Here is a 26,426-nt window from a genome sequence, read left to right on the forward strand (position 1 = left end):
ACGGGAAGGAGACGTCTTGTGAATCGTTTTTCCATTGCTGTGCGCAGAACGGTCGCCACCACGCCTCCCCCGAGACCTCACCGGATCTTGAGCAACCCGGACCGTGAGCGACCCGGCTGTGCGCCCACAACTCGTCCGCAACTCTAGCTTCGCGGTGCGACCACTGGTCAAGGGGCTCGCCCCCTTTTGTTCCGAACCGGTCACATCGCACCCCTTGCACCTCCCACTTCGGGAATCCCGCGAATATCGGCCAGGTGGCGAGAAATATGCAGTACTTCATGATCTCGCCCGAACAAGATCTTCACCGCGCCCCGGAAGATCGCAGCGACACCGCCCGATATTCGGATGACATGAAGTGAACCGAATATCACACGGAATGCGAATGGCAGGCAAAGTGAAAGAATTTTCCCGGTAGCTGCAACGCTCTCGCGCGCACCGGTGTTCACAAGGAGGATGGACGAGACGACTCTCCCGCTGACGGAACTGCTCGCGACCGACCTGGACGACGGGTTCACCGAACTCGTACGCACCCAGGCCGGCACCGTGCGCGCTGTCCTGCTGCGTCTCTCCGGCTCCGCGCGGGACGCCGACGACCTGGGCCAGGAAACGTTTCTGCGCGCCTACTCCGCCCTGCGCGGGTACCCGCCCGAGCGCCGCGGGCAGCTCCAGCCGCGCGCCTGGCTGCTGACCATCGCGGCGAACGTATGGCGCAACCACGTCCGCACCCTGAGCCGCCGGCCCGGCGTCGCCGACGGTATCGAGGTGACGACCATCGAGATCCCGGACGGCTCCCCCGGGCCGGAGCAGCTCGCGCTCGACGGCGCGCGCCGGGCCCGGCTGGTGGCCGCGCTGTCCGGGCTGCCGGACCACCATCGGCTGCCCGTGGTCCTGCGGCACATCGGCGAGCTGAGCTACCAGGAGGTGGCCGGGATCCTGGACTGCCCGGTCGGCACGGTGAAGGCCCAGGTCTCGCGGGGGCTCGCCGCCCTGCGCGCGGAGCCGGGACTCGCCCCCGACCGCAAGACGTACGGAGCGGCGGGAGATACCGGAACGGCCGGGCCGGCGCCCGGGGGAGCGACGGCGAGGACGGCACACGAGGCGGCCCGGACGGAAAGGAAGGAGGCGACGGGATGAGACTGCCGGACGAGTTGGACACGTTGCGCGAGGCGGCACCCGCGGGGTTCGCGGCACGCGTGCTGGACCGCGTCGGCGTTCCGGCACATCGCTACGACTGCTACGTACGGGCCGAATCCCCGGTCGGCCCCCTCTACGTCGCCCACGGACGGGGCGCGGTGACCGGCGCCGCCGCCACGGACTGGTACGCCGACGACCGGGCGTTCGAGGACGCCTACCGGGCCCGGACCCATCGCTCGGTGCTCTCCGGGGTCAAGCCCCCGCCGGGGCTGGCACGGGCCCTGCGCGGCCGGGACCGGACCCTGCGCTACGCGTTCGGGCCGCTCCCCGAGGAACAGCGCGCCGTCCTGCAGGCGACCCGGGCCGTCCCGTTCGGGCAGCTCCGTCCGGCGGCCTGGCTGGCCCGCGAGGCCGGGATGCCGGACCTTCCGCCCGAGGCGGTGCTGGCGGCGGTCCGGGCCAATCCCGTCCCCGTGCTCGTGCCGGCGCACCGACTGTGCACGGACGACGGGCTCCCGGCGGACTGCGGACTGCCGGCCGGGTTCCAACAGCGGCTGCGGGACCACGAGGGCGTGGACGCCGAGCGCGTGGAGCGGTTCGTACGGGCGGGCGCCCGGTTCCTGGGCAGCGGCACCACGCGGATCTTCTGCTATCCGACCTGTGCGCACGCGCGCCGCATCACCGCCCGCCACGAGGTGCCCTTCACCTCGGCCGACGAGGCTTCGGCCGCCGGATTCCGGGGCTGCCTCAGCTGCCGACCGGCCGTCGTCTGACCGGCCGTCGTCCGACCGGCCGTCGTCCGACCGGCCGTCGTGCGACCGACGGTCCGCTCCGGCCGGCGCGTCCTCAGCTCTCGGCGGCGATCAGGTCGAGCAGGCCGGGGAAGCGCGCGTCCAGGTCCGCGCGCCGCAGCGTGGCGGCCCGGCTGTTGCCGCGGTCCACCTGCCGCACCAGGCCCGCCTCGCGCAGGACCCGGAAGTGGTGGGTGGTCGTCGACTTCGAGACCGGAAGGTCGAAGGAGGCACAGGTGCGCTCCGTGCCCGCCGGCTGCCTGAGCAGCTCGCTCACGACGGCGTAGCGCAGCGGGTCGGCGAGCGCGGTCAGCACGACCTGCAGGCTCATCTCCTGCGGCGAGGGGTGGCCGTCCTCGTCGGGCATCGCGCCCTCCTCCTATAGGTACGCCTTGCATCATACCTCCCCCATGTGTCAGCTTAAGGTTCGACCAAAAGCGAACCTGACCGTCGACGGGCCGGGCCGGGCCGAGCCCGCAGGCGTGCCCACGAGTACGCGGAGGAGCACCGCATGACACACACCCAGGTCCTGGTCATCGGGGGCGGGCCCGTCGGGATGCTCGTCGCCGCCGAGCTCGGGCACCACGGCGTCGCCACCGTCGTACTCGAAGTCGAACCCCGGACCGTCGACCGGCCCAAGGCCGGCACCCTGCACGCCCGTACCGTGCAGGGCCTGGCCCGGCGGGGCCATCTGCCCGGGCCCCTCGCGACCGAGGAGCTGCTGCGGCGCGGCTCGGCCGAGGCGTTCCACTTCGCGGGAGCGCCGGGCCTGGTCATCACCGCCCCCGCCACCGAGCCCGGACCCGTGGTCGGCCGCTCCCAGGCCGATCTGGAACGGGACTTCGAGCGGCGGGCCCGCGAACGGGGCGTCACCGTGCTGCGCGGACACCGCGTGATCGACATCGCCTCGGACCCCGACGCCGTCCGGGTCACCGCACAGGGACCGGACGGCTTACGGCAGTTCACCGCCGAGTACGCGGTCGGCGCGGACGGCGCCCGCAGCACGGTGCGCGAGCGGCTCGGCTTCACCGCGGACACCCATCCGGCCACCGTGTCCGCCCTGCTCGGCCTGGTACGGCTGACCGACCCGGACACCGTGCCGTACGGCTGGCACCGCACCCCGCGCGGCTGGACGGTCGCGGGCGTCTCCCCGTACGGGCACAGCCGGTTGATCACGATGGACTTCCGCGGCCCGCACCCCGACCGGCACGCCCCGCTCACCCTCGACGAGCTGCGCCGGGAGGGCGAGCGCATCGTCGGCCACCGCATGCCGATGACCGACGCGCGATTCCTCTCCCGCTTCAGCGACTTCGCCCGGCTGGTGCGCAACTTCCGCCAAGGCCGCGTGTTCCTCGCCGGCGACGCCGCCCACATCCACTTCCCCGTCGGCGGGCAGGGCCTCAATCTGGGCCTGCAGGACGCTCTGAACCTGTCCTGGAAGCTCGCGCACACCCTCGCCGGCACCGCGGGCAAGGACCTGCTCGACACCTACGACATCGAACGCCGGCCCGCCGGGCAGCGCGTCATCGACAACACCCGGGCCCAGGTCGCCCTGATGCGGCCGGACCCGGGGCTCGATCCCCTGCGCGACCTCTTCGCCGAACTCCTCGAACTCGACGCGGTGACCACCCACCTGGGGCACAAGATCAGCGCCCAGGAGACGGTGTACCCCGGGCGCACCGGGCGCGGCTCCCGCTGGGAGGGCCGATTCCTGCCGAACCTGCCGCTCACCACCGCCGACGGCCCCACGGACCTGACCCGGCTGCTGCTGCCCGGCCGCCCCGTCCTGCTGCTGCTCGGGGAGGCCGGCCGGGCCCGCCGCGAGCAGGGCGCGGGCTGGGCCCACGTGGTGCGCACGGTGTCCGCGAGCACCGCGCGGCCACTGCCCTGGGACGCCGTCCTCGTGCGGCCCGACGGATACATCGGCTGGGCCCCGGACAGCAGCTCCCTGGGCGACGCCCTGCGCGACTGGTTCGGCGAGCCCCGCGGCCAGGCATGAAAAATGCCCTCCGACCTGCGTTTCCGCAGGTCGGAGGGCATTTACATGTGGAGCCTAGGAGATTCGAACTCCTGACATCTGCCTTGCAAAGGCAGCGCTCTACCAACTGAGCTAAGGCCCCATGGAAGTGGACGCACCCGTCCCGTGCGGGAGGTGAGGTCGTTCCGCAGAACAGAGTACCGGGTGTACCCCCTCATCTCGCAAAATGATAGGGACTCCCGCCGTGCGACCACTCTCCGTAAGATGCTCGCGAGGTTCGCACCAGCGAAGGGGAGTAGTCAGAGTGGACGCAGTACAACAAGAGGCCACGGCCAGAGCCAGAGAGCTTCAGCGCAGTTGGTACGGGGAGCCGCTGGGAGCGCTCTTCCGCCGGCTCATAGATGACCTCGGCTTGAACCAGGCCCGCCTCGCTGCCGTCCTCGGACTGTCGGCGCCCATGCTGTCCCAGCTCATGAGCGGCCAGCGAGCCAAGATCGGGAACCCGGCCGTGGTCCAGCGCGTCCAGGCCCTCCAGGATCTCGCCGGCCAGGTCGCCGACGGAAGTGTCAGCGCGGGGGAGGCCACCGACCGGATGGACGAGATCAAGAAGACCCAGGGGGGTTCCGTCCTCAGCAACAGCGGCCAGACCACCACGAGCTCCGGCGCACCCACGGTCAAGCGGGTCGTCCGCGAGATCCAGTCGCTGCTGCGCTCGGTCTCCGCGGCCGGCGACATCATCGACGCGGCGAACACCCTCGCCCCCAGCCATCCGGAACTGGCAGAGTTCCTCCGGGTCTACGGCGCGGGCCGCACCGCCGACGCGGTCGCCCACTACGAGGCCCACCAGAACTGACACGCACGAGGGCGGACGACGGGTGACGGGGGACGGGCGCAGCGATGGGTGAGGTGTTCGCCGGTCGGTACGAGCTGATCGATCCGATCGGCCGCGGTGGCGCGGGTGCCGTTTGGCGGGCCTGGGACCACCGCCGTCGCCGCTACGTCGCCGCGAAGGTCCTCCTGCAGAGCGACGCCCACACGCTGCTGCGGTTCGTACGGGAGCAGGCACTGCGGATCGACCATCCGCACGTACTGGCTCCGGCCAGCTGGGCGGCCGACGACGACAAGGTCCTGTTCACCATGGACCTGATCGGCGGCGGCTCGCTCGGCCATGTGATCGGGGACTACGGTCCCCTGCCGCCCCGTTTCGTGTGCGCCCTGCTCGACCAGCTCCTGTCGGGGCTCGCGGCGGTGCACGCGGAAGGCGTGGTGCACCGCGACATCAAACCGGCCAACATCCTGATGGAGGCCACCGGAACCGGGCGGCCGCACCTGCGGCTGTCCGACTTCGGCATCTCCATGCGCAAGGGCGAGCCGCGGCTGACCGAGACCGACTACGTGGTCGGCACGCCGGGCTATTTCGCCCCCGAACAACTCCTGGGCGCCGAGCCCGACTTCCCCGCCGACCTCTTCGCCGTGGGGCTGGTCGCCCTGTACCTCCTCCAAGGCCGTAAGCCCGATTCCCAGGCGTTGGTGGAGCACTTCTTCGCGCAGGGCACCCCGGGCGCCCCCGAAGGCGTTCCCGCACCGCTCTGGGACGTCATCGCCGCTCTCCTGCAGCCTGACCCCCAGAGCCGCTTCCGGACGGCCACAGGGGCGCGCAAGGCCCTTGCCGAGGCCGTGGAGCTGCTGCCGCCGCCCGCCCCGGACGAGGAACCGGTGGAGGTGTTCGACCAACTCGGCCCGCTGCCTCCCGGATTCGGCCCGCAGGGCCCGTTGAGCACGGCGGCCGCGCCCCCGCGGGCGCCCGCGGCCGAGGCCGCGGCGCCGGGGGCGTCCACCTCCGTCACGGTGCCCGCGGAGCCCGGGCCGCCCGACCCGCGCGGTACGGCGCGCACGGCTCCGACGGCCCTGTCCGCGCCGACGACCCCGTACCCGGCCGCCCCCGTCGTCCCCGTCGTCCCGGCCGGCCCGGTCCCCGCCGTCCCCGCCCAGGCACCCGGGTACGGGCCCTCGGAGACGGGCAGCTTCCACCTGCCGCCGCCGTCCGTGCCCACCGCGCCGGTCCCCTCGGCCCCCGCCGCGGCGCCCGTCCGGCCGGGCCGCGGGATCGCCCCGCCCCCGGCGAAGGCGGTGGCCTCGCTGCTCGCCGCGGCGCTGCTCTGCTTCGCGGTGGGCGTCTGGGCCCTCACGCAGTTGTAGGACCGCGCCCCCGCCGCCGCCCGAGCAGCGTCCAGCCGCCCAGCACCGACAGCAGGACGGCCCCGGTGCCGAAGCCGGCGCCCGCCACGATCCGCATCGTGGAGTGCCGCTCGGCGGCCTCGGCCGCCTCCGGGGCGGTGAGCCCCTCCTCGGCCGCGGCCCGGTCCGCGTCGCCCACCCCGAAGCCGCCGGCGGCGGGACTGCCCTGGTACGCGGGCCCCTTGGCGGGCGTACCGGTGACGTCCAGGCGAAGGGTCAGCGGCACGGGCACCGCGTCCTCGGTGAAGTCGGCGACCTTCGCGCCCATGGTCACGGCGACGTAATACCAGCCCGCGACGGAGACGCTCTGCACGGTTCCCCCGCTCGCGAAGCGGTTCTCGTACGTGACGGGCGGGGTCTTCTCCAAGGTGATTCCGGCCTGCTTGCCGTCGTAGGAGACGTCCTTGTCGGAGATCAGGCCCCGGTAGGGGCTGTAGAGGGAGACGGTGAGCCCGCCCGAGGCCGAGCCGTAGGTCTTGGTCATCTTCGCGGCGGCCAGTTCGGCGCCGAGGCCCAGTTGCTGTCCCCAGTCCAGCGGGACCCGGTAGAAGCGGGTCTGCCCGGGCCGCATCTCGTCACGGAACACGCCGGCGCCCAGGGCGCGGGCGTCGTTGAAGCCGGTGCCGCCGCTGCGGGGCACCGCCTCGGTGCCGGGCAGCGCGGGGGCGCCCGAGGGCCAGGCCTCGGGCGCGACGGTGGGGGCGCCGGGGCCGCGGCCGGGCTCCCGCTGGACCTTGATCTCCAGCGGCCAGGGGCTCTGGTCGTAACCCTTGGCCGAGGTCCGCGTGACCTTGGCGTAGTAGACGCCCGCGGGCGCGCAGTCCTCGTCCTCGGAGCCCCTGCGGACACCGGCGGCGGCGATCGGGTAGGCGTCGTAGCCGAAGTTCGCCCGGCCGCCGCTGCGCGGGCAGGAGCGCCCGGCGGTGGTCATGATCTCCACGTCGACGCCGTCGCCGCCGGAGACCTTGGCGCCCGCCGCGGGGCGGACCACGGCGGAGACGTAGACGTCGGACCCGTCCTTGTCGAGGACCAGCCGGTACAGGCGTTCGCCGGGCCCGAGCGTGTCCCGGTAGACGTTCCCGGCCTCGATCAGCGGGGCGTCCGCCGTGGAGGGCTTGCCCTCCACGGCCTCGGCGCCGTCGGCGGTCCGGTAGGTCGGCAGGGGACCGGGCGCGGCCCCGTCGGCGTACGCGACCCCCGGCGCTCCCGCGACCAGGCCCAGGGCCGCCGCCCACACTGCCGTCCGTCCCCGAACCATCACGCCCACCCCGAGTTTGCTCGCGCAAGCCAAATATTTACATAACGGAAGTTTTCGTCACAGAGCAGCACAAAGCCCCGGCCGCAGCGGCAGCCGGGGCTTCATGGGATCAGCCGTGGGTCTCACACACCGGAACCAGAGGGCACGGAGTCAGTTGCCTCCGTCCACAGGTCCTGCTCGGCGCGGTCCGCCTGGATCTGGCGGTACACGAGGAGCCCGCCGATGGCGGCCAGTGCGACCAGGAGCAGCTTCTTCACCGCGCGACCTCGTCTTTCGTTGACGTAGGGGACTTCTGGCGCCCAACAATACACACCGACCGATACCGATCGGTGACCTGCCGGCCCACCAACTGGCCCAACGACGAAGACCCCCAGGCCTTGGCCTGGGGGTCTTCGACACTGTGGGGCTAACAGGATTTGAACCTGTGGCCTCATCCTTATCAGGGATGCGCTCTAACCAACTGAGCTATAGCCCCATCCGCGCTGCGCGCTGACTCCTGAAGATTAGCGCACAGACCCGGTCAGGCCAAAATCCGTTGCCCGGGGGCGTCTGCGCAGGTCATCCGACCCGTCGCGGGCGCCCGAACGGACGGCCTACTCGTCCTCGGCGAGGGTGAGCTCCACACCGCCGACGAAGCCCGCCGACAAGTTGTAGATGAACGCGCCCAGCGTCGCCAGTGCCGTCGCCAGCACCACGTCGATCACCGCGATGACCGAGGTGAAGATCAGAACGCGCGGCAGCGACAGGAACGACTGGAGGTCGAAGCCGTTGCCCTCGTTCGAACCGGTCGCCTCGCTGATCGTGCCGCCGACGGTCGAGAAGACGCCCATCGCGTCCATGACCATCCACAGCACGGCCGCCGCCACGATCGTGCAGATGCCGAGCGCGATCGACAGCAGGAAGCTGACCTTCATGACCGACCACGGGTCGGCCTTGGCCACCCGCAGTCGCGCCTTGCGCGTGCGAGGGGCCGTACGGACCCCCGTGCGCGGCTTTCGCTGCGCGCCCGCCGCCTTACCGCCCGGCGCCGCCCCCGGGCCCGAGGGCGCCGAGTAGGCCTGCGGCGGGTGGTACGGCTGTGCGGGCTTGTCCTGGCCGGCGTCCGCGCCGACCGACGGCTTCGGTCCTCGGGTGTCCGTCACGGTTCCCCCCTGGGAGTCCGCGGCAGGGCCACGGGCACCGTTCGCTCCAGTCTTGGCCGGTCCGGCGCCCGTGGCTCCACTCACGACTTACTCCTCGTGCTCCCCGGCCGAGGGCTGCGTGCCCTCGGCGGCCTCGGCGACCTGTCCGTCGGCCACCTCGGTGTCGTTCTCGTCGGCCTCGACCTCGTCAGCTTCCTGACCGGCCTCGGCGTTCCGGGCGATGCCGACCACGGCATCGCGCTTACCCAGGTTGATCAGCTGGACGCCCATGGTGTCACGGCCGGTCTCCCTGACTTCGTTGACGCGCGTGCGAATCACACCACCGCCGAGCGTGATGGCGAGAATCTCGTCCGTCTCGTCGACCACGAGCGCCCCGACGAGCGATCCGCGGTCCTCCACGATCTTGGCGGCCTTGATACCCAGACCGCCACGCCCCTGGACGCGGTACTCGTCGACCGGCGTCCGCTTGGCGTAGCCGCCGTCGGTCGCGGTGAAGACGAACGTACCCGGCCTCACAACGCTCATGGAGAGCAGTTCGTCACCTTCACGGAAACTCATGCCCTTCACACCCGAGGTGGCGCGGCCCATCGGACGCAGCGCCTCGTCGGTCGCCGTGAAGCGGATCGACTGCGCCTTCTTGCTGATCAGCAGCAGGTCGTCCTCGGCGGACACCAGCTCCGCGCCGATCAGCTCGTCGTCGCTGCCGTCCTCGGTCTCCCGGAGGTTGATCGCGATGACGCCGCCGGAGCGGGGCGAGTCGTAGTCCTTGAGCGCCGTCTTCTTCACCAGGCCGCCCTTGGTGGCCAGGATCAGGTACGGCGCCGCCTCGTAGTCACGGATCGCGAGGATCTGGGCGATCTTCTCGTCCGGCTGGAAGGCCAGCAGGTTCGCCACGTGCTGCCCGCGGGCGTCGCGGCCGGCGTCCGGCAGCTCGTACGCCTTGGAGCGGTAGACCCGGCCCTTGTTCGTGAAGAACAGCAGCCAGTGGTGCGTGGTGGAGACGAAGAAGTGGTCGACCAGGTCGTCCTGCTTCAGCTTGGTGCCGCGCACGCCCTTGCCGCCGCGCTTCTGCGAGCGGTAGTCCTCGGTCTTGGTGCGCTTGACGTAACCGCCGTGCGTGATCGTGACGACGATGTCCTCTTCGGCGATCAGGTCCTCGATGGACATGTCACCGTCGAAAGGCACCAGCTTGGAACGCCGGTCGTCACCGAACTTCTCGACGATCGCCGCCAGTTCCTCGCTGACGATGGAGCGCTGGCGCTCCTCCGAGGCCAGGATGGCGTTGTACTCGTTGATCTTGGCCTGGAGCTCGTCGTGCTCGGCGACGATCTTCTGGCGCTCCAGGGCCGCGAGGCGACGGAGCTGCATCTCCAGGATCGCGTTCGCCTGGATCTCGTCGATCTCCAGGAGGCCCATCAGGCCCTCGCGCGCGATCTCGACCGTGTTGCTGCGCCGGATGAGCGCGATGACCTCGTCGATCGCGTCCAGCGCCTTGAGCAGGCCGCGCAGGATGTGGGCGCGCTCCTCCGCCTTGCGCAGGCGGAACTTCGTACGCCGGACGATGACCTCGATCTGGTGCGTCACCCAGTGGCGGATGAAGGCGTCGATCGACAGCGTGCGCGGCACGCCGTCCACCAGCGCCAGCATGTTCGCGCCGAAGTTCGTCTGCAGCTCGGTGTGCTTGTAGAGGTTGTTCAGCACGACCTTGGCGACGGCGTCGCGCTTCAGCACGATCACCAGGCGCTGGCCGGTCCGCGACGAGGTCTCGTCACGGACGTCGGCGATGCCGCCGACCTTGCCGTCCTTCACCAGGTCCGCGATCTTCTGCGCGAGGTTGTCGGGGTTGGTCTGGTACGGGAGCTCCGTGACCACCAGGCACTGGCGGTTCTGGATCTCCTCGACCTCCACCACCGCGCGCATCGTGATGGAGCCGCGACCGGTCCGGTACGCCTCCTCGATGCCCTTGCGGCCCACGACCAGGGCGCCCGACGGGAAGTCCGGGCCCTTGATCCGCTCGATCAGCGCGTCCTGGAGCTCCTCGTGCGAGGCCTCCGGGTGCTCCAGCGCCCACTGCGCACCGGCCGCGACCTCGCGGAGGTTGTGCGGCGGGATGTTGGTCGCCATGCCGACCGCGATGCCGGCGCTGCCGTTGACCAGCAGGTTCGGGAAACGCGCCGGGAGCACGGTGGGCTCCTGGTTGCGGCCGTCGTAGTTGTCCTGGAAGTCGACGGTCTCCTCGTCGATGTCCCGGAGCATCTCCATGGCCAGCGGCATCAGCTTGCACTCGGTGTAGCGCATCGCGGCCGCCGGGTCGTTGCCCGGGGAGCCGAAGTTGCCGTTGCTGTCCACCAGCGGCATGCGCATCGACCACGGCTGGGCCAGGCGGACCAGGGCGTCGTAGATCGAGCTGTCACCGTGCGGGTGGTAGGTGCCCATGACGTCACCGACGACACGGGCGCACTTGTAGAAGCCCTTCTCGGGCCGGTAGCCGCCGTCGTACATCGCGTACAGCACGCGGCGGTGCACCGGCTTGAGGCCGTCGCGCACGTCCGGCAGGGCGCGCGAGACGATGACGGACATCGCGTAGTCGAGGTAGGAGCGCTGCATCTCCGTCTCGAGCCCGACGGGCTCGATGCGCAGCACGGGCTGCTCCTCCGCGGGGTTCTCTGCGGTGGGGGTGGTTTCGTCGGCCATTGCTGGTCAGAAGTCCTTTCAGGCGGCGGTCAGCGGAGCCGACTCAGATGTCGAGGAAGCGGACGTCCTTGGCGTTGCGCTGGATGAAGGAGCGCCGCGCCTCGACGTCCTCACCCATCAGCACCGAGAACAGGTCGTCGGCCTGCGCCGCGTCGTCCAACGTGACCTGGCCGAGGACACGGTGGTCCACGTCCATGGTGGTGACGCGCAGTTCCTCGGCGTTCATCTCGCCCAGACCCTTGAAGCGCTGGATCGAGTCTTCCTTGATCCGCTTGCCGTTCTGCTTGCCGAGCTCCACCAGCGCGTCCCGCTCGCGGTCCGAGTACGCGTACTCGAAGTCGTCCCGGCCCCACTTGATCTTGTAGAGCGGCGGGCGCGACAGGTACACGTGCCCGGCCTCGACCAGCGGCCGCATGAAGCGGAAGAGGAAGGTCAGCAGCAGGGTGTTGATGTGCTGGCCGTCGACGTCGGCGTCCGCCATCAGGATGATCTTGTGATAGCGGAGCTTCTCGATGTCGAAGTCCTCGTGCACACCGGTACCGAAGGCGCTGATCAGCGCCTGGACCTCGGTGTTCTGGAGGATCTTGTCGATCCGCGCCTTCTCGACGTTCAGGATCTTGCCGCGGATCGGCAGGATGGCCTGGTACATCGGGTTACGGCCGGACTTCGCGGAGCCACCGGCCGAGTCACCCTCGACGATGAAGATCTCGCACTTGGTCGGGTCGTTGGACTGGCAGTCGGACAGCTTGCCCGGCAGCGAGGCGCTCTCCAGCAGACCCTTGCGACGGGTGAGGTCACGGGCCTTACGGGCCGCGACGCGCGCCGTGGCCGCCTGGATCGACTTGCGGATGATGTCCGCGGCCTCGACCGGGTTGCGGTCGAACCAGTCGTTGAGGTGCTCGTGGACGACCTTCTGCACGAAGGTCTTGGCCTCCGTGTTGCCCAGCTTGGTCTTCGTCTGACCCTCGAACTGGGGCTCGCCCAGCTTGACCGAGATGATCGCCGTCAGACCCTCGCGGATGTCCTCGCCGGCGAGGTTGTCGTCCTTCTCACGCAGCAGCTTCTTGTCACGCGCGTAACGGTTCACCAGACCCGTCAGAGCCGCGCGGAAGCCCTCCTCGTGCGTACCGCCCTCGTGCGTGTGGATCGTGTTCGCGAAGGAGTAGACCCCCTCCGTGTACTGCGAGTTCCACTGCATCGCGATCTCGACCGAGAGCATGCGCTCCTTGTCCTCGGCCTCGACGTCGATGACGGTCGGGTGGATGAGCTCACCCTTGCGCGAGTTGAGGTACTTCACGAAGTCGACGATGCCGCCCTCGTAGTAGTACTTCACCGTGCGCGCCTGGGGCTCGGCCGTGTCCGCGTCCGGGTCGTCGGCGCCCGCGGTCGCCTTCGCGGACTCCCGCTCGTCGGTCAGCGACAAGGTGAGGCCCTTGTTGAGGAAGGCCATCTCCTGGAAGCGCCGCGACAGCGTCTCGAAGGAGTACTCGGTCGTCTCGAAGATGTCGCCGTCGGCCCAGAAGGTGACCGAGGTGCCGGTCTCCGCTGTCTCCTCGTTCTGTGCCAGCGGGGCCGTCGGCACGCCCAGCTTGTAGTCCTGGGTCCAGCGGTGGCCGTCCGTCTTGACCTCGACCGCGACCTTCGTCGACAGGGCGTTCACGACGGACACACCGACACCGTGCAGACCACCGGAGACGGCGTAGCCGCCGCCGCCGAACTTGCCGCCCGCGTGCAGGACGGTCAGGACGACCTCGACGGCCGGCTTGCCCTCGGACGGGACGATGCCGACCGGGATACCGCGACCGTTGTCGATCACGCGCACCCCGCCGTCGGCGAGGATCGTCACGTCGATGGTGTCCGCGTGCCCGGCCAGCGCCTCGTCGACCGAGTTGTCGACGACCTCATAGACGAGGTGGTGCAGACCACGCTCACCCGTCGAGCCGATGTACATACCCGGCCGCTTGCGGACCGCGTCCAGGCCCTCGAGGACCTGGATCGCACTGGCGTCGTAATTCTTCTCGTTGGAGTCGCCGGAATCGGCCACGAAGCGCCCTTTCTGGCACAGCGCAGCCCGTACTCCGGGCCGGCAAGTGCGCCGGCGGAGCGGCCGCGTCGATCTGCGTTGTCTGCGTGATCCCGCGAACAGGCGGGATTTGCTCCAGTCTACCGGTACCACGGACATGAATGGGGGTTTGCCGGTACCTGAGTCCGCATGTGCCGCCCTGAACCTCCACTCTCCGACTCCCCACATCCGGGGAGGGGCTCAAAGAGGCTCACACGGGCATCCAGCGCTTCGGCCTGTCAACCTCCGGCTACCGTGAGGGACGCCACCCGCCGGACCACCTACTCACCCGTAGGTGTCGCCCGGGCCCTTGCTGCCCGGCGCCCGCCACGGCCCGTAGCCCTTCGGCCGTCCGCCGGGCCCCTGGACCTTGATCAGGCGTACGGTGCCCTGCCCCAGATCCGCGTTCAGCCGCGCGACCAGCTGCGGAGCCAGCAGCTTCAGCTGCGCCGCCCACGCCGAGGAATCGCACCGCACGACAAGCTCACGGTCCTCGTACCGTTCCGGTTCACAGTGGGCCGCGATCTCCGGGCCGACGATCTCCGGCCAGCGCTCCATCACGCCCGCCACCGCCATCGGCATCTCCCAGCCGCGTTCGGTGCGCAGCCGGTCCAGCGCGGCCATCAAAGGCATCGGGTCCCGGCCGTCCGCCCGGGCTCCCGAGCGCAGCCCGGGCTGCTGCCGCTTCTTCCCGCCGACCGCGTTGCCCCGGGCCCGCGCCTGCTCGCGCGCCGCCGCGAGGGCCTGGCGCGCGAGGTCCACCCCGGAGACCTCCGGGGTCCTGCGACCCTCCTGCGGGTCCTTCGCCTGTTCGTTCACAGCCGGGTCACCTCACCGCCGGACACCCCGAACCGCGTTCCGACCAGCACCCCCGGGACGTCGTCGTCCACCGCCGCCGTCACCAGGACCTGCTCACCGGGGGCCACCAGCTCGGCCAGCCGCTCCCGACGCCGGGTGTCCAGCTCCGCGAACACGTCGTCCAGGATCAGCACGGGCTCGCTGCCCTCCGAGCGCAGCAGCTCGTAGGAGGCCAGCCGCAGCGCCAGCGCGTACGACCACGACTCCCCGTGACTCGCGTACCCCTTCGCCGGCAGCTCCCCGAGCCGCAGCACCAGGTCGTCCCGGTGCGGGCCCACCAGGGTCACACCGCGCTCGATCTCCTGCTTGCGCACCTCGGCCAGCGCGGCCAGCAGCACCTCGTAGAGGGCCTCGCGGGTGCGCGCCGCACCGCTGTCCACCGGCTCGCCGACCGAGGACTTGTACGCCAGGCCCAGCGGGCCGCCGCCGGGCGCGAGCTGTTCGTAGGCCTTGTCCGCCAGCGGCAGCAGGGTCGCGATCAGGTCCAGCCGCTGGGCGAGCAGCTCCGCGCCCACGCGCGCGAGGTGCTGGTCCCACACGTCGAGGGTGGACAGGTCCATGGAGCGGCCGCCGTGCCGGCGGGCCATCGCCGCCGACTTCAGGAGGGTGTTGCGCTGCTTGAGCACCCGCTCGTAGTCGGAGCGGACGGCGGCCATCCGCGGCGAGCGCGCCGTGACGAGTTCGTCCAGGAACCGGCGCCGCTCGCCCGGGTCGCCCTTGACCAGGGCCAGGTCCTCGGGGGCGAAGAGCACCGTCCGTATGATCCCCAGCACGTCCCGCGGCCTGACCTGCGAGGAACGGTTGATCCGGGCCCGGTTCGCCCGGCCGGGATTGAGTTCCAGTTCCACCAGCTGCTGCCGCTCGCCCTGGGTGACGGCGGCCCGGATGATCGCGCGGTCCGCGCCCATCCGCACGAGCGGGGCGTCCGAGGAGACCCGGTGGCTGCCGAGGGTCGCGAGGTAGCCGATCGCCTCGACGAGGTTGGTCTTCCCCTGGCCGTTGGGGCCCACGAACGCGGTGACGCCCGGGTCGAGGGGAACCTCGGCCCGGGCGTACGAGCGGAAGTCGGCCAATGAGAGATGCGAAACGTGCATTCGGCGCCGACCTCCCCCGGCTTCCCACTACTCACTGTGGTGCTGTGCTGCTGTACCCCGGGGCCGCTCGGCCCCGGGCTGCGACGTGCTACTTCTTCTCGACCGCGTGGCCGCCGAACTGGTTGCGCAGGGCGGCGATCATCTTCATCTGCGGGGAGTCGTCCTGCCGCGAGGCGAAGCGGGCGAACAGCGACGCGGTGATCGCGGGCAGCGGTACGGCGTTGTCGATCGCCGCCTCCACCGTCCAGCGTCCCTCGCCGGAGTCCTGGGCGAAGCCGCGCAGCTGCTCCAGGTGCTCGTCCTCGTCGAGGGCGTTCACGGCCAGGTCCAGCAGCCAGGAGCGGATGACGGTGCCTTCCTGCCAGGAGCGGAAGACCTCGCGGACGTCGGTGACCGAGTCCACCTTCTCCAGGAGCTCCCAGCCCTCGGCGTAGGCCTGCATCATGGCGTACTCGATGCCGTTGTGGACCATCTTCGCGAAGTGGCCCGCGCCGACCTTGCCGGCGTGCACGGCGCCGAACTCGCCCTCGGGCTTGAGGGCGTCGAAGACCGGCTGTACCCGGGCCACGTCCTCGGCGGCGCCGCCGTACATGAGCGCGTAGCCGTTCTCCAGGCCCCAGACGCCGCCGGAGACACCGCAGTCGACGAAGCCGATGCCCTTGGCCTTCAGCTCCTCGGCGTGCTTCTCGTCGTCGGTCCAGCGGGAGTTCCCGCCGTCGACGACGACGTCACCGGGCGACAGCAGCTCGGCGAGCTCGTCGACCGTGGACTGGGTGGCCGCACCGGCCGGGACCATGACCCACACGACGCGGGGGGCCTGCAGGCTGTCCACAAGTTCCTGCAGGCTGTGGACATCCGCGAGGTCCGGGTTGCGGTCGTATCCGATGACGGTGTGGCCTGCGCGGCGGATGCGCTCGCGCATGTTGCCGCCCATCTTGCCGAGACCGACGAGACCAAGCTCCATCAGGTGGTTCCTTAAGCGTTGTGGCCGTCTTTGCCGGGGCTTCCCCGGCCGTGTCCGCACCGGACGCGCAGGGGGGTCGCCCACCGGATCCGAGCCTACGCCGGGCCGTGGCGGCGGGCCCTGCGGGCGCTCCATGGCGGCCCGTCCGGCTTTCCGGCTTTCCGCGTTTCCGGCGGTCCGGCCGTCCGGGGTTCCGGGGCTTGTGGGTCGTCCCCGGTCACTCCCCACCCTGTGGACGACGTCGGGCCCGGTCCCGCTGCGTGCGAGACCGGGCCCGACGTCGACAGGTGGAGCGTCAGCCGGACAGTCGCACCGGCATGATCAGGTACTTGTAGGTCTCGTCCGCCTCCGCGTCGATCGCCGGGCGGCCGCTGAGGAGCGCCGGCTTCGTCGACGTGGTGAAGCTGAGCTGGGCCACCGGGGAGGCGATCGCGCTCAGGCCGTCCAGCAGGAAGGTCGGGTTGAAGGCGATCGAGATGTCGTCGCCGTCCAGCTGGGCGTCGACCCTTTCCACAGCCTGTGCGTCGTCGGAGGAACCGGCCTCCAGGATCAGCACGCCCTGCTCGAAGCTGAGGCGGACCGGGGTGTTGCGCTCGGCCACCAGGGCCACGCGCTTGACGGCCTCGACGAACGGCGCGGTCTCGATCACGGCGACGGAGTTGAACTCGGTCGGGAAGAGCGTCCGGTACTTGGGCAGGTCGCCTTCGAGCAGCCGGGTGGTGGTGCGGCGGCCCGCGCCCTCGAAACCGATCAGGCCCTCGCCCGCACCGGATCCGGACAGCGCCAGGGTGACGGTGTCACCGCTGGTCAGCGAGTTGGCGATCTCCTGGAGCGTCTTGGCGGGCACCAGGGCCACGGCCGACGCCTCCGGATTCTCCGGCTTCCACAGGAACTCGCGGACCGCGAAGCGGTAGCGGTCGGTGGAGGCCAGGGTGACGCGGTCGCCCTCGATCTCGATGCGGACACCGGTCAGCACCGGCAGCGTGTCGTCACGGCCGGCGGCGGTGGCCACCTGCTTGGCGGCGGAGGCGAAGACCTCGCCGGCCACGGTGCCGGTCGCGGTCGGCATCTGCGGCAGTGCCGGGTACTCCTCCACAGGCAGGGTGTGGAGTGTGAATCGCGAGGAGCCACAGACCACGGTCGCCCGTACACCGTCTGTGGAAATCTCCACCGGGCGGTTGGGGAGGGCGCGGCAGATGTCGGCGAGCAGCCGGCCGGAGACCAGGACGGTGCCGTCCTCCTCCACGTCCGCCTCGACCGAGACCCGGGCCGAGACCTCGTAGTCGAAGCCGGACAGGCTCAGGGTGCCTTCCTCGGCCTTGAGCAGCAGGCCCGCGAGGACGGGCACCGGCGGCCGGGCCGGGAGGCTACGGGCCGCCCAGGCCACCGCCTCCGCGAGTACGTCGCGCTCCACCCGGATCTTCACCGGAACCGCCTCCTGCTGTTGCTCGCTCGTCTGCCGGCCTTCGTCGTCGGCTCGTCGATGCCTCGACCGATGCCGGGGACCAGTCTGACGTACGGCGCCGACACTCGGTGCGGCCGGCGGTCAAGTCGGGGACGAGGCGTCGGGGCGGGCGATCGACGAGTTGTGCACAGGACCCGCTTGAAAACCGAAACCGGCCTAACTCTCTATGGGGGTAGTAGTAGGGCCTGTGGAAACGGTGGATAAGCCCGTTCTCGCAGGTCAACCCCAGTTTTTTATCCACCGACCCTGTGGGTGGCACCGGTGGACAACCCCGTGTCTCTGTGGAGAACGAAAAGTTCTGCACAGGCTGTCCCCAGGTGACCCCGATTACTCCACAGGTGCGTCCCCAGCTTTCCCCCGGTACTCCACAACCCAAACGTCTACATCCGTGTGACCGCTTTCACTCCGGGCGGTGAGAGGGGGTGGTGTGTTGCCGAACAGTGGACAAGGGTGTGGAGAAGGCCGCGCATCCTGTGCACAGGACGTGGAAACCTGTGGGCCGACGGTGGACAACGCCGTGGACAGGGCTGTGGACGAAAAATTTGTCCACAGCCTGTGGATGACGTTTGTGCACAATTCCACAGGGGGCTGACCTGCCCTGATGGAGGCTCACCCCGCACGCCTGTGGACAGATTGTGGGCGACGCGACCCGTCCCCAGGGTGTGGACGGAAGAAAGTCTCCCAATCTGTGGATGAGTTGCTCCTGCGGGGGCGTATTCGAACAGGTCAGGGGCGCGCGAACGAAGAAGGGCGCCCCCGTTGTGGACCGGGAGCGCCCTCTGGATGTGTTTGAAGGGGCCCTGAAGCGGCCCCGAACCGGGTGTCGGGGGCCGCGCTCAGGCGTTCTTGATGCGGTTGGTGAGCTCGGTGACCTGGTTGTAGATGGAGCGGCGCTCGGCCATCAGCGCGCGGATCTTGCGGTCCGCGTGCATGACGGTCGTGTGGTCGCGGCCGCCGAACTGCGCCCCGATCTTGGGCAGTGAGAGGTCGGTGAGCTCCCGGCACAGGTACATGGCGATCTGCCGGGCGGTGACCAGGACCCGGCTGCGCGAGGAGCCGCACAGGTCGTCCACGGTCAGGCCGAAGTAGTCGGCGGTGGCCGCCATGATGTCGGAGGCCGTGATCTCCGGGGCGCTGTCCTCGCCGCCCGGGATCAGGTTCTTCAGGACGTCCTCGGTCAGGCCCAGGTCGACCGGCTGCCGGTTCAGGCTCGCGAAGGCCGTGACCCGGATCAGCGCCCCCTCCAGCTCGCGGATGTTGCGCGAGATGCGGGAGGCGATGAACTCCAGTACCTCCGGCGGGGCGTTGAGCTGCTCCTGGACGGCCTTCTTGCGCAGGATCGCGATACGGGTCTCCAGCTCGGGCGGCTGGACGTCCGTGATCAGGCCCCACTCGAAGCGGTTGCGGAGCCGGTCCTCCAGGGTGACCAGCTGCTTGGGCGGCCGGTCGGAGGAGAGCACGATCTGCTTGTTGGCGTTGTGGAGCGTGTTGAAGGTGTGGAAGAACTCCTCCTGCGTCGACTCCTTGCTCGCGAGGAACTGGATGTCGTCGACGAGCAGGATGTCCATCTCGCGGTAGCGCTTGCGGAACGCGTCGCCCTTGCCGTCGCGGATCGAGTTGATGAACTCGTTGGTGAACTCCTCGGAGCTCACGTACCGCACCCGGGTGCCGGGGTAGAGGCTCCGCGCGTAGTGCCCGATGGCGTGCAGCAGGTGCGTCTTGCCCAGGCCCGACTCCCCGTAGACGAAAAGGGGGTTGTAGGCCTTCGCGGGCGCCTCGGCGACGGCCACCGCGGCGGCGTGCGCGAAGCGGTTGGACGCGCCGATGACGAAGGTGTCGAAGAGGTACTTGGGGTTCAGCCGAGCGGTCGGCTCCAGCGGACCCGAGGTGGAGCCGCCGGACGGGGACGGCGCCGAGGGCCGGCCGGGAGCCTGTCGCGGCGCCGGCTGCTCGTACTTCTGCTGCTCGTACTTCTGCTGTTCGTACGACTGCTGCTCGTATTGATGGGACGGGTGCTGCTGCTGGGGCTCGTACGGGGACTGCTCGTACTTCTGCTGCTCGTAGGAGCCCTGGTCGTAACCGGAGGGCTCGGACTGCTGCATGTAGCCGGGCTGCGGGGAGGCGTACGGGTCGCGCTCGGGGAAACCGCCGAGGCGCGGCTGCTGCCAGCCGTAGTCGTCCTGTTGGCCGCCGCGGGGCCAGGCGCCGGGCTCGGGGCGCTGCTGCTGGTAGTCCGGATAGGCCGGGCGGGCGGTGGGGAGCTGGTCGTCGCCGGGGCCGCCGCCGGGGCGCTGGCCGCCGTACGGCTCGTACCCACCCTGCTGCTGGGCGGACGGGGCGGGGGGCGCGGGCTCGCCGGCGGAGTCGTCCACGGTGATGGCGATCCGGATGGGGCGGCCGCACTCACGGCTGAGGGCGTCACTGATCAGCGGGGCGAGGCGGCCCTCGAGGACGCGCTTGCCCCATTCGTTGGGGACGGCCAGCAGTGCGGTGTCGGCGACGAGTGCCAGGGGCTGACACCGCTCGACCCACTGCTTGTCCTTGGGCTCGATCCCCGGCTGTCCCTCCCCGAGGAGCTTTTCGAGCACCCTTGGCCACACTGCGGCAAGATCGGCAGGTACGTCAGCCACAGAGCACGCTCTCTCACAGGGGTCCCACGAATGTGTGGTTCTTTGGGACGGTCGGGACAAAAAATCCGGGGTCAGGCAACGGTAGTCAGGCCAGCGGGTACGGTTCAAGTCGTTGTCCACAGCCTGTGCACAGTGTGAGGCCGCGCCGGCTCGGTTTGACCGGATGGCGTAGCCGCGCGTACCGTAACGAGGTCGAGTTGTCGATGGCTGCTGCCGCCTGCCTACCGATGGGCGAAGGTCACTGATAGTGATCATTTAGCGGTGCCACTCGGGCGAACACGCGAGATTCCTCGTGGGCGCACGGTGACAGCCAGGCGATGTCCCGCCACAACGATTCATTCTCTGGAGCCCCCGAGTGAGCAAGCGCACCTTCCAGCCGAACAACCGCCGTCGTGCCAAGACCCACGGCTTCCGCCTGCGGATGCGTACCCGTGCCGGTCGCGCGATCCTCGCGAACCGTCGTGGCAAGGGCCGCGCCGCCCTTTCCGCGTAACAACACGCAGGTCGTGACGTCGTGCTGTCTCCCGAGAATCGGCTGAGGCGGCGCGAGGACTTCGCGAGCGCGGTACGTCGAGGTCGTCGGGCTGGTCGCCCGCTCCTCGTCGTCCATCTACGTACAAGCGGTGCAACGGACCCGCACGAGTCGGGGGAGATCGATCCCTCGTCGCGTGCGGGTTTCGTCGTCAGCAAGGCTGTCGGCAACGCCGTCGTACGTAACCGGGTCAAGCGCCGTCTGCGCCATCTGGTCCGCGAGCGGCTGTCCCAGCTGCCCGCCGGTAGCCTGGTGGTGGTACGCGCGTTGCCCGGAGCGGGTGATGCCGGCCCCGACGAGCTGGCCCGGGACCTGGATGCCGCTCTGGTGCGGCTCCTGGGAGGCGTGGCTCGATGAAGTACCCGCTGCTCGCTTTGATCAAGCTGTACCAGTGGACGATCAGTCCGCTGCTCGGGCCGGTGTGCCGCTACTACCCCTCGTGTTCGCACTACGGGTACACGGCCATCGACCGGCATGGTGCGGTGAAGGGGACGGCCCTGACCGCCTGGCGGATCCTGCGGTGCAATCCGTGGTCCCCGGGTGGCGTGGACCATGTCCCACCCCGTAAACGCCCGCGTTGGCACGAGCAGCTGCGCAGTGCGTTGCGTAGATCTCGCAATGCTCAAGGAGCCTGATTAGTGGACACGATTGCCAGTCTGTTCAGCTTTATCACTTATCCCGTCTCGTGGATCATCGTCCAGTTCCACTCGCTGTACGGGGCGATCTTCGGTGAGTCGAGTGGGTTGGCCTGGGGCCTGTCCATCGTGTCCCTTGTGATCTTGATCCGTATCTGTCTGATCCCGCTCTTCGTGAAGCAGATCAAGGCGACACGGGGTATGCAGGCGCTCCAGCCGAAGATGAAGGCGATCCAGGAGCGCTACAAGAACGACAAGCAGCGTCAGTCCGAAGAGATGATGAAGCTGTACAAGGAGACGGGTACCAACCCGCTCTCCTCGTGCCTGCCCATCCTGGCGCAGTCCCCGTTCTTCTTCGCGCTGTACCACACGCTGTCGAACATCGCCGATGGCAAGCCCGTCGGTGCGATGGACCAGCAGCTGGTCGACAGCGCCCGTGCCGCCAAGATCTTCGGTGCGCCGATCGCCGCGAAGTTCATGGACAGCCCGGAGAAGGTCGCCGCCCTCGGCGCCACCCTCACCGACGTCCGGATCGTGACCGCGGTCATGATCATCATGATGTCGCTGTCGCAGTTCTACACCCAGCGTCAGCTGATGCAGAAGAACGTCGACCTCTCGGTCAAGACGCCGTTCATGCAGCAGCAGAAGATGCTGATGTACATCTTCCCCGTGATCTTCGCGGTCATGGGCATCAACTTCCCCGTCGGTGTTCTCGTCTACTGGCTGACCACGAACGTCTGGACCATGGGTCAGCAGATGTACGTGATCAACCAGAACCCGACGCCGGGCAGCAAGGCGCAGGACCAGTACCTGACCCGCCTGCTGAAGCAGATCAGCTCGCACGGTGAGCTCAAGGGCCGGGGCAAGAAGCGGGTCGTCTCGGCGATCGTCGCCAAGGGCCCGGACCGCAACGACAACGAGCGCAAGTTCATCGCCGCTCTCAGCAAGCAGGGCATGGCCGCCCAGGCGGACGGCTCCGTGATCAAGAGTGTCGAGGCCACGGCAGACTCGGATGCGGCGAGCGGCGGTGCCGCGAAGCGGCAGCAGCCGAAGCGTCAGTCGAAGTCGCAGCGTCAGACCCCCAGCAAGCCCGCTCCCAAGAAGTAAGAAGGAGTCCCTCCCGTGACGGAAGGCACCACCACCGCCGCCGCTGAGAGTGGCGACACCCTGACCCGCCTCGAGCAGGAGGGTGAGATCGCGGCCGACTACCTCGAGGGTCTGCTGGACATCGCCGACCTGGACGGCGACATCGACATGGACGTCGAGGCCGACCGGGCCGCGGTGTCGATCGTCAGTGACTCCGCCGGCCGCGATCTGCAGAAGCTCGTGGGCCGCGACGGTGAGGTCCTGGAGGCTCTGCAGGAGCTGACCCGCCTCGCCGTGCACCGGGAGACCGGCGACCGCAGCCGGCTGATGCTGGACATCGCCGGCTTCCGCGCGAAGAAGCGCGAGGAGCTGGCGGCCCTGGGCGCCCAGGCCGCGGCGGACGTGAAGGCGTCCGGCGAGCCGTTGAAGCTGGCTCCGATGACCCCGTTCGAGCGGAAGGTCGTCCACGACGCCGTGGCGGCCGCGGGTCTGCGGAGCGAGTCCGAGGGCGAGGAGCCGCAGCGCTTCGTCGTTGTGCTCCCGGCCTGATCGTCGACGCGAGTTGTTTCGGCCCCGTCTGTGTCGCAGGCGGGGCCGATGTTTGTCAGCCTGGCCTGACAGGTGAACGACGCCTCATCTTGAAGACGTGGTTTTTTCAGAACCATGCGGTACGGAAGGACGGTCCCCGTGACGGAGGCAGCTGAGCTTCCCCCGGCGCCTGAAGAGGCGCGCGCGGTGTTCGGTGAGTTTTTCCCGGAAGCTGTGCGGTATGCGGAGCTGCTGGCGGACGCAGGAGTCAAGCGGGGCCTGATCGGGCCGCGTGAGGTGCCGCGCCTGTGGGAGCGGCACCTGCTGAACTGCGCTGTGCTGTCGGAGGTGGTCCCTCAGGGCGTCACCGTGTGCGACGTGGGCTCCGGTGCGGGTCTGCCCGGTATCCCGCTCGCCCTGGTGCGCCGCGATCTCAAGATCACGCTGCTCGAACCGCTGCTGCGGCGTACGACCTTCCTCCAGGAGGCCGTGGAGCTGCTGGGCCTGGACCACGTCACGGTGGTGCGCGGGCGGGCCGAGGAGGTCCTGGGCAAGCTGCAGCCGGTGCATGTGGTGACGGCGCGGGCGGTGGCTCCGCTGGACCGGCTGGCCGGCTGGGGCGTGCCCCTGCTGCGGCCGTACGGCGAGATGCTGGCCCTGAAGGGCGACACCGCGGACGAGGAACTGGTGTCGGCGAAGACGGCGCTGGCGAAGCTGGGTGTGGTGAAGACCTCGGTGCTGCAGGTGGGCGAGGGTCTGGTGGATCCTCTGTCGACGGTCGTGCGGGTCGAGGTCGGTGAGAGCCCCGGTGGGGTGAGGTTCGCGGCCAAGCGGGCTAAGGCGGCGCGGGTGGGACGTACCCGCCGACGCCGGTGATCTTCCGCTGATTCGCTGAGAACCGGGGCCCACGCGGGAGATTTCATCCGCGTTGGGCCCTATAGGTATGGATTTCGGAGTGTCGTAGAGGTCGGGAGACTCCCTCCGGGCATCGTGTTTCACGTGAAACGTCGCTCTCTGCTGCACGGAATCATCAGCCGCGGTCGTGCGGCTGCTTCCCCCCTCCAGCGCAAGGACGCAAGGGGGACAGAGTTGTCCACAACGGTGGATTCATCCACAGGAGTACGGGCCCCGCTGGTTCGCGACCCGGGTGACATGGGAGGCTCTGTTCATCGCGAGCCTGATGTCGAGGAGAGTGACACCGTGCGGTCCGACGCCAACCTCGCGGGGCCGATGGCCGATCCGGTCCCCGGTCCCCGCTCTGAATCGGCGGGAGAGGATGTTTCACGTGAAACATCGCCTCCGCCTCTTGTAGACAACGACACCCCCATCGGCCGAGCTGCCCAGCAGGCGGTCGAGGCGATGGGGCGCGCCGGTGAGAGGCTGCCCCGGCCGAATCAGACCCGGGTGATCGTGGTCGCCAACCAGAAGGGCGGCGTGGGTAAGACCACGACGACCGTGAACCTGGCGGCCTCACTCGCGCTGCACGGTGCACGAGTCCTGGTGGTCGACCTCGACCCGCAGGGCAACGCATCCACGGCGCTGGGCATCGACCACCACGCCGACGTGCCGTCCATCTACGACGTGCTCGTGGACAGTCGGCCCCTGCTGGAGGTCGTCCAGCCGGTGGTGGATGTGGAGGGGCTCTTCTGTGCTCCGGCCACGATCGACCTGGCGGGCGCGGAGATCGAGCTGGTGTCGCTCGTGGCGCGGGAGAGCCGCCTGCAGCGGGCTATCCAGGCGTACGACCAGCCCCTCGACTACATCCTGATCGACTGCCCTCCCTCGCTCGGACTGCTGACGGTGAACGCACTGGTGGCCGGCGCGGAGGTGCTGATCCCGATCCAGTGCGAGTACTACGCACTGGAGGGTCTGGGGCAGCTGCTGCGCAATGTCGATCTGGTGCGGGCCCACCTCAACCCGACGCTCCACGTGTCGACCATCCTGCTGACGATGTACGACGGCAGGACGCGGTTGGCCTCGCAGGTGGCGGAGGAGGTGCGCAGCCACTTCGGCAAGGAGGTGCTGCGGACGAGCATCCCCCGATCGGTGCGCATTTCCGAGGCGCCGAGCTATGGGCAGACGGTGCTCACGTACGACCCGGGTTCCAGTGGTTCCCTCTCCTACCTGGAGGCAGCGCGAGAGATCGCGTATCGGGGGGTCGGCATTCAGTACGAGGCTCGGCACGCCCATCTGGGCCCGGGCACGAACAGCACGCAGAGTGTGGCGGAGGGGATCCAATGAGTGATCGACGTAGGGGGCTCGGTCGGGGGATCGCTTCACTGATCCCCGCGGCTCCGCAGGAGAAGACGCCGCCGGTGATCAGCGCCGGGTCGACGTCCCCGTCGGCGGTGCCGACGCTGGCTTCGGAGCGTGGGGCCGCTGCGGCGAAGCTCGCCGCGCTCGTGCAGGCCGATGTTTCACGTGAAACATCGCTCGCGGTGGTCCCGGTGCCCGATGTGGAGCCCGAGCCCGAGGCCGAGAGCAATGTGGTGGCAGGGGCGATGTTCGCCGAGCTCCCCATGGACGCGATCACGCCGAACCCGCGCCAGCCGCGCGAGGTCTTCGACGAGGACGCGCTCGCCGAGCTGGTGACCTCCATCCAGGAGGTGGGCCTGCTCCAGCCGGTGGTGGTGCGGCAGTCGGCCCCCGGCCGCTATGAGCTGATCATGGGTGAGCGTCGCTGGCGTGCCTGCCGCGAGGCCGGGCTGGAGGCCATTCCGGCGATCATCCGGGCGACGGACGACGAGAAGCTGCTGCTGGACGCGTTGCTGGAGAACCTCCACCGGGCTCAGCTGAACCCGCTGGAAGAAGCCGCGGCCTACGACCAGCTGCTGACCGACTTCAAGTGCACCCACGACCAGCTGGCCGACCGGATCGGGCGCTCGCGTCCTCAGGTGTCGAACACGCTGCGGCTGCTGAAGCTGTCCCCTTCGGTGCAGCGCCGGGTCGCCGCGGGTGTGCTGTCGGCCGGGCATGCGCGTGCGCTGCTTTCGGTGGAGGACTCCGAGGCGCAGGACAAGCTGGCGCACCGGATCGTGGCCGAAGGGCTGTCGGTGCGTGCGGTCGAGGAGATCGTGTCGCTGATGGCCTCGGAGCCGTCGAGCGCGGTGAAGCCGAAGGGGCCGCGTGCGGGTGCCCGGGTGGCTCCGGCGCTCAACGAGTTGGCGACGCGCCTCTCGGACCGGTTCGAGACGCGGGTGAAGGTGGATCTGGGCCAGAAGAAGGGCAAGATCACCGTCGAGTTCGCCTCGATGGAGGATCTGGAGCGGATTCTGGGGACGCTGGCGCCGGGCGAGGGTCGGGTGCTGGATCAGGGTCTTGCCGGGGAGTGATCCCC

Annotated in this window: 24 protein-coding genes and 2 tRNA genes; 13 read left to right on the plus strand and 13 right to left on the minus strand. The window is 69.6% G+C overall.

Annotation, left to right across the window (positions count from 1 at the left end; translation table 11 throughout):
- The first annotated feature begins 453 nt into the window (after positions 1 to 453).
- Together BCL76_RS10910 and BCL76_RS10915 are read left to right on the plus strand one after the other, a co-directional pair.
- Positions 454 to 1,134: an RNA polymerase sigma factor gene (locus tag BCL76_RS10910; RefSeq protein ID WP_109779273.1), complete on the plus strand. Its 681-nt coding sequence runs from the start codon at positions 454 to 456 to the stop codon at positions 1,132 to 1,134.
- The gene (locus BCL76_RS10915; RefSeq protein ID WP_109779274.1) at positions 1,131 to 1,907 is read left to right on the plus strand and encodes an MGMT family protein; all 777 of its coding nucleotides are present in this window, start codon (positions 1,131 to 1,133) and stop codon (positions 1,905 to 1,907) included. The genes BCL76_RS10910 and BCL76_RS10915 overlap by 4 nt, the downstream gene beginning before the upstream one ends.
- A gap of 73 nt (positions 1,908 to 1,980) precedes the next feature.
- Here the strand turns inward: BCL76_RS10915 and BCL76_RS10920 are convergent, their stop codons facing one another.
- On the minus strand, positions 1,981 to 2,292 hold the full coding sequence (locus BCL76_RS10920; RefSeq protein ID WP_109779275.1) for an ArsR/SmtB family transcription factor: 312 nt from the start codon (positions 2,290 to 2,292) through the stop codon (positions 1,981 to 1,983).
- Between the two features lie 144 nt (positions 2,293 to 2,436).
- Here BCL76_RS10920 and BCL76_RS10925 point away from each other — a divergent pair, with 144 nt between their 5' ends.
- Positions 2,437 to 3,924 carry an FAD-dependent monooxygenase gene (locus BCL76_RS10925; protein WP_109779276.1) on the plus strand — a complete coding sequence of 496 codons (1,488 nt, stop codon included), beginning with the start codon at positions 2,437 to 2,439 and terminating at the stop codon, positions 3,922 to 3,924.
- A gap of 48 nt (positions 3,925 to 3,972) precedes the next feature.
- On the opposite strand, the gene BCL76_RS10930 is transcribed toward BCL76_RS10925, so the two are convergent.
- Positions 3,973 to 4,045: transfer RNA gene (locus BCL76_RS10930), tRNA-Ala, on the minus strand.
- A gap of 162 nt (positions 4,046 to 4,207) precedes the next feature.
- Between BCL76_RS10930 and BCL76_RS10935 the strand changes: the two genes are divergently transcribed.
- Both BCL76_RS10935 and BCL76_RS10940 read left to right on the plus strand, forming a co-directional pair.
- Positions 4,208 to 4,756, plus strand: coding sequence for a helix-turn-helix domain-containing protein (locus tag BCL76_RS10935; protein WP_030012999.1), 549 nt, complete (start codon positions 4,208 to 4,210; stop codon positions 4,754 to 4,756).
- Between the two features lie 44 nt (positions 4,757 to 4,800).
- Positions 4,801 to 6,102 carry a serine/threonine-protein kinase gene (locus tag BCL76_RS10940; RefSeq protein WP_109779277.1) on the plus strand — a complete coding sequence of 434 codons (1,302 nt, stop codon included), beginning with the start codon at positions 4,801 to 4,803 and terminating at the stop codon, positions 6,100 to 6,102.
- On the opposite strand, the gene BCL76_RS10945 is transcribed toward BCL76_RS10940, so the two are convergent.
- From BCL76_RS10945 to dnaA, 11 genes are all read right to left on the minus strand, one after another.
- Entirely contained in the window at positions 6,089 to 7,399 is a 1,311-nt protein-coding gene (locus BCL76_RS10945; protein ID WP_109779473.1) for a hypothetical protein, read from the minus strand. The two genes, BCL76_RS10940 and BCL76_RS10945, sit on opposite strands and share 14 nt — an antisense overlap.
- 122 nt (positions 7,400 to 7,521) lie before the next feature.
- On the minus strand, positions 7,522 to 7,656 hold the full coding sequence (locus BCL76_RS39385) for a DLW-39 family protein (protein WP_208809277.1): 135 nt from the start codon (positions 7,654 to 7,656) through the stop codon (positions 7,522 to 7,524).
- A gap of 144 nt (positions 7,657 to 7,800) precedes the next feature.
- Positions 7,801 to 7,874, minus strand: a tRNA-Ile gene (locus BCL76_RS10955).
- 118 nt (positions 7,875 to 7,992) lie between these two features.
- Positions 7,993 to 8,541 carry a DUF3566 domain-containing protein gene (locus BCL76_RS10960; protein WP_181382504.1) on the minus strand — a complete coding sequence of 183 codons (549 nt, stop codon included), beginning with the start codon at positions 8,539 to 8,541 and terminating at the stop codon, positions 7,993 to 7,995.
- 87 nt (positions 8,542 to 8,628) lie between these two features.
- Positions 8,629 to 11,235, minus strand: a complete 2,607-nt coding sequence (gyrA, locus tag BCL76_RS10965) for a DNA gyrase subunit A (RefSeq protein WP_109779279.1) — start codon at positions 11,233 to 11,235, stop codon at positions 8,629 to 8,631.
- Between the two features lie 43 nt (positions 11,236 to 11,278).
- Positions 11,279 to 13,300 (minus strand): DNA topoisomerase (ATP-hydrolyzing) subunit B, encoded by a 2,022-nt coding sequence (gene gyrB, locus BCL76_RS10970; protein ID WP_109779474.1) that lies wholly within the window; start codon positions 13,298 to 13,300, stop codon positions 11,279 to 11,281.
- Between the two features lie 282 nt (positions 13,301 to 13,582).
- A complete protein-coding gene (locus BCL76_RS10975; RefSeq protein WP_109779280.1) occupies positions 13,583 to 14,116 on the minus strand; it encodes a DUF721 domain-containing protein in 534 nt (177 codons plus the stop codon).
- The gene (gene recF, locus BCL76_RS10980) at positions 14,113 to 15,249 is read right to left on the minus strand and encodes a DNA replication/repair protein RecF (protein ID WP_109779281.1); all 1,137 of its coding nucleotides are present in this window, start codon (positions 15,247 to 15,249) and stop codon (positions 14,113 to 14,115) included. Before recF ends, BCL76_RS10975 begins: the two co-directional genes overlap by 4 nt.
- 88 nt (positions 15,250 to 15,337) lie before the next feature.
- A complete protein-coding gene (gnd, locus tag BCL76_RS10985; protein ID WP_109779282.1) occupies positions 15,338 to 16,213 on the minus strand; it encodes a phosphogluconate dehydrogenase (NAD(+)-dependent, decarboxylating) in 876 nt (291 codons plus the stop codon).
- A 295-nt stretch (positions 16,214 to 16,508) separates the two neighbouring features.
- Positions 16,509 to 17,639: a DNA polymerase III subunit beta gene (gene dnaN / locus BCL76_RS10990; protein ID WP_109779283.1), complete on the minus strand. Its 1,131-nt coding sequence runs from the start codon at positions 17,637 to 17,639 to the stop codon at positions 16,509 to 16,511.
- A gap of 875 nt (positions 17,640 to 18,514) precedes the next feature.
- Positions 18,515 to 20,308 carry a chromosomal replication initiator protein DnaA gene (dnaA, locus tag BCL76_RS11000; RefSeq protein WP_109779284.1) on the minus strand — a complete coding sequence of 598 codons (1,794 nt, stop codon included), beginning with the start codon at positions 20,306 to 20,308 and terminating at the stop codon, positions 18,515 to 18,517.
- A 355-nt stretch (positions 20,309 to 20,663) separates the two neighbouring features.
- Here dnaA and rpmH point away from each other — a divergent pair, with 355 nt between their 5' ends.
- The 8 genes from rpmH (at position 20,664) to BCL76_RS11040 (ending at position 26,421) form a co-directional block, all read left to right on the plus strand.
- A complete protein-coding gene (gene rpmH / locus BCL76_RS11005) occupies positions 20,664 to 20,801 on the plus strand; it encodes a 50S ribosomal protein L34 (RefSeq protein WP_008741645.1) in 138 nt (45 codons plus the stop codon).
- A gap of 21 nt (positions 20,802 to 20,822) precedes the next feature.
- Positions 20,823 to 21,197, plus strand: a complete 375-nt coding sequence (gene rnpA, locus BCL76_RS11010) for a ribonuclease P protein component (protein ID WP_078851074.1) — start codon at positions 20,823 to 20,825, stop codon at positions 21,195 to 21,197.
- Positions 21,194 to 21,475 (plus strand): membrane protein insertion efficiency factor YidD, encoded by a 282-nt coding sequence (gene yidD / locus BCL76_RS11015; RefSeq protein ID WP_076043740.1) that lies wholly within the window; start codon positions 21,194 to 21,196, stop codon positions 21,473 to 21,475. The genes rnpA and yidD overlap by 4 nt, the downstream gene beginning before the upstream one ends.
- Before the next feature lie 3 nt (positions 21,476 to 21,478).
- Positions 21,479 to 22,582 carry a membrane protein insertase YidC gene (gene yidC / locus BCL76_RS11020; protein WP_030755359.1) on the plus strand — a complete coding sequence of 368 codons (1,104 nt, stop codon included), beginning with the start codon at positions 21,479 to 21,481 and terminating at the stop codon, positions 22,580 to 22,582.
- Positions 22,583 to 22,597: 15 nt separating this feature from the next.
- Positions 22,598 to 23,110: a Jag family protein gene (locus tag BCL76_RS11025; RefSeq protein ID WP_030755362.1), complete on the plus strand. Its 513-nt coding sequence runs from the start codon at positions 22,598 to 22,600 to the stop codon at positions 23,108 to 23,110.
- Between the two features lie 138 nt (positions 23,111 to 23,248).
- Positions 23,249 to 23,965, plus strand: coding sequence for a 16S rRNA (guanine(527)-N(7))-methyltransferase RsmG (rsmG, locus tag BCL76_RS11030; protein WP_030755365.1), 717 nt, complete (start codon positions 23,249 to 23,251; stop codon positions 23,963 to 23,965).
- Positions 23,966 to 24,241: 276 nt separating this feature from the next.
- Positions 24,242 to 25,330 carry a ParA family protein gene (locus BCL76_RS11035; RefSeq protein WP_109779285.1) on the plus strand — a complete coding sequence of 363 codons (1,089 nt, stop codon included), beginning with the start codon at positions 24,242 to 24,244 and terminating at the stop codon, positions 25,328 to 25,330.
- Positions 25,327 to 26,421, plus strand: a complete 1,095-nt coding sequence (locus BCL76_RS11040; RefSeq protein ID WP_109779286.1) for a ParB/RepB/Spo0J family partition protein — start codon at positions 25,327 to 25,329, stop codon at positions 26,419 to 26,421. The genes BCL76_RS11035 and BCL76_RS11040 overlap by 4 nt, the downstream gene beginning before the upstream one ends.
- Positions 26,422 to 26,426 lie beyond the last annotated feature (5 nt).

Origin of the sequence: Streptomyces sp. CG 926, assembly GCF_003148825.1 — a bacterium.
GTDB lineage: Bacteria > Actinomycetota > Actinomycetes > Streptomycetales > Streptomycetaceae > Streptomyces.

What these genes read in the sequence shown, in the direction of transcription:
- BCL76_RS10910 (WP_109779273.1), top strand. Translation starts at nt 454, where the DNA reads ATGGACGAGACGACTCTCCCGCTGACGGAACTGCTCGCGACCGACCTG.
- BCL76_RS10915 (WP_109779274.1), top strand. Translation starts at nt 1,131, where the DNA reads ATGAGACTGCCGGACGAGTTGGACACGTTGCGCGAGGCGGCACCCGCG.
- BCL76_RS10920 (WP_109779275.1), bottom strand. Translation starts at nt 2,292, where the DNA reads ATGCCCGACGAGGACGGCCACCCCTCGCCGCAGGAGATGAGCCTGCAG.
- BCL76_RS10925 (WP_109779276.1), top strand. Translation starts at nt 2,437, where the DNA reads ATGACACACACCCAGGTCCTGGTCATCGGGGGCGGGCCCGTCGGGATG.
- BCL76_RS10940 (WP_109779277.1), top strand. Translation starts at nt 4,801, where the DNA reads ATGGGTGAGGTGTTCGCCGGTCGGTACGAGCTGATCGATCCGATCGGC.
- BCL76_RS10945 (WP_109779473.1), bottom strand. Translation starts at nt 7,399, where the DNA reads ATGGTTCGGGGACGGACGGCAGTGTGGGCGGCGGCCCTGGGCCTGGTC.
- gyrA (WP_109779279.1), bottom strand. Translation starts at nt 11,235, where the DNA reads ATGGCCGACGAAACCACCCCCACCGCAGAGAACCCCGCGGAGGAGCAG.
- recF (WP_109779281.1), bottom strand. Translation starts at nt 15,249, where the DNA reads ATGCACGTTTCGCATCTCTCATTGGCCGACTTCCGCTCGTACGCCCGG.
- gnd (WP_109779282.1), bottom strand. Translation starts at nt 16,213, where the DNA reads ATGGAGCTTGGTCTCGTCGGTCTCGGCAAGATGGGCGGCAACATGCGC.
- yidD (WP_076043740.1), top strand. Translation starts at nt 21,194, where the DNA reads ATGAAGTACCCGCTGCTCGCTTTGATCAAGCTGTACCAGTGGACGATC.
- BCL76_RS11035 (WP_109779285.1), top strand. Translation starts at nt 24,242, where the DNA reads ATGGGAGGCTCTGTTCATCGCGAGCCTGATGTCGAGGAGAGTGACACC.
- BCL76_RS11040 (WP_109779286.1), top strand. Translation starts at nt 25,327, where the DNA reads ATGAGTGATCGACGTAGGGGGCTCGGTCGGGGGATCGCTTCACTGATC.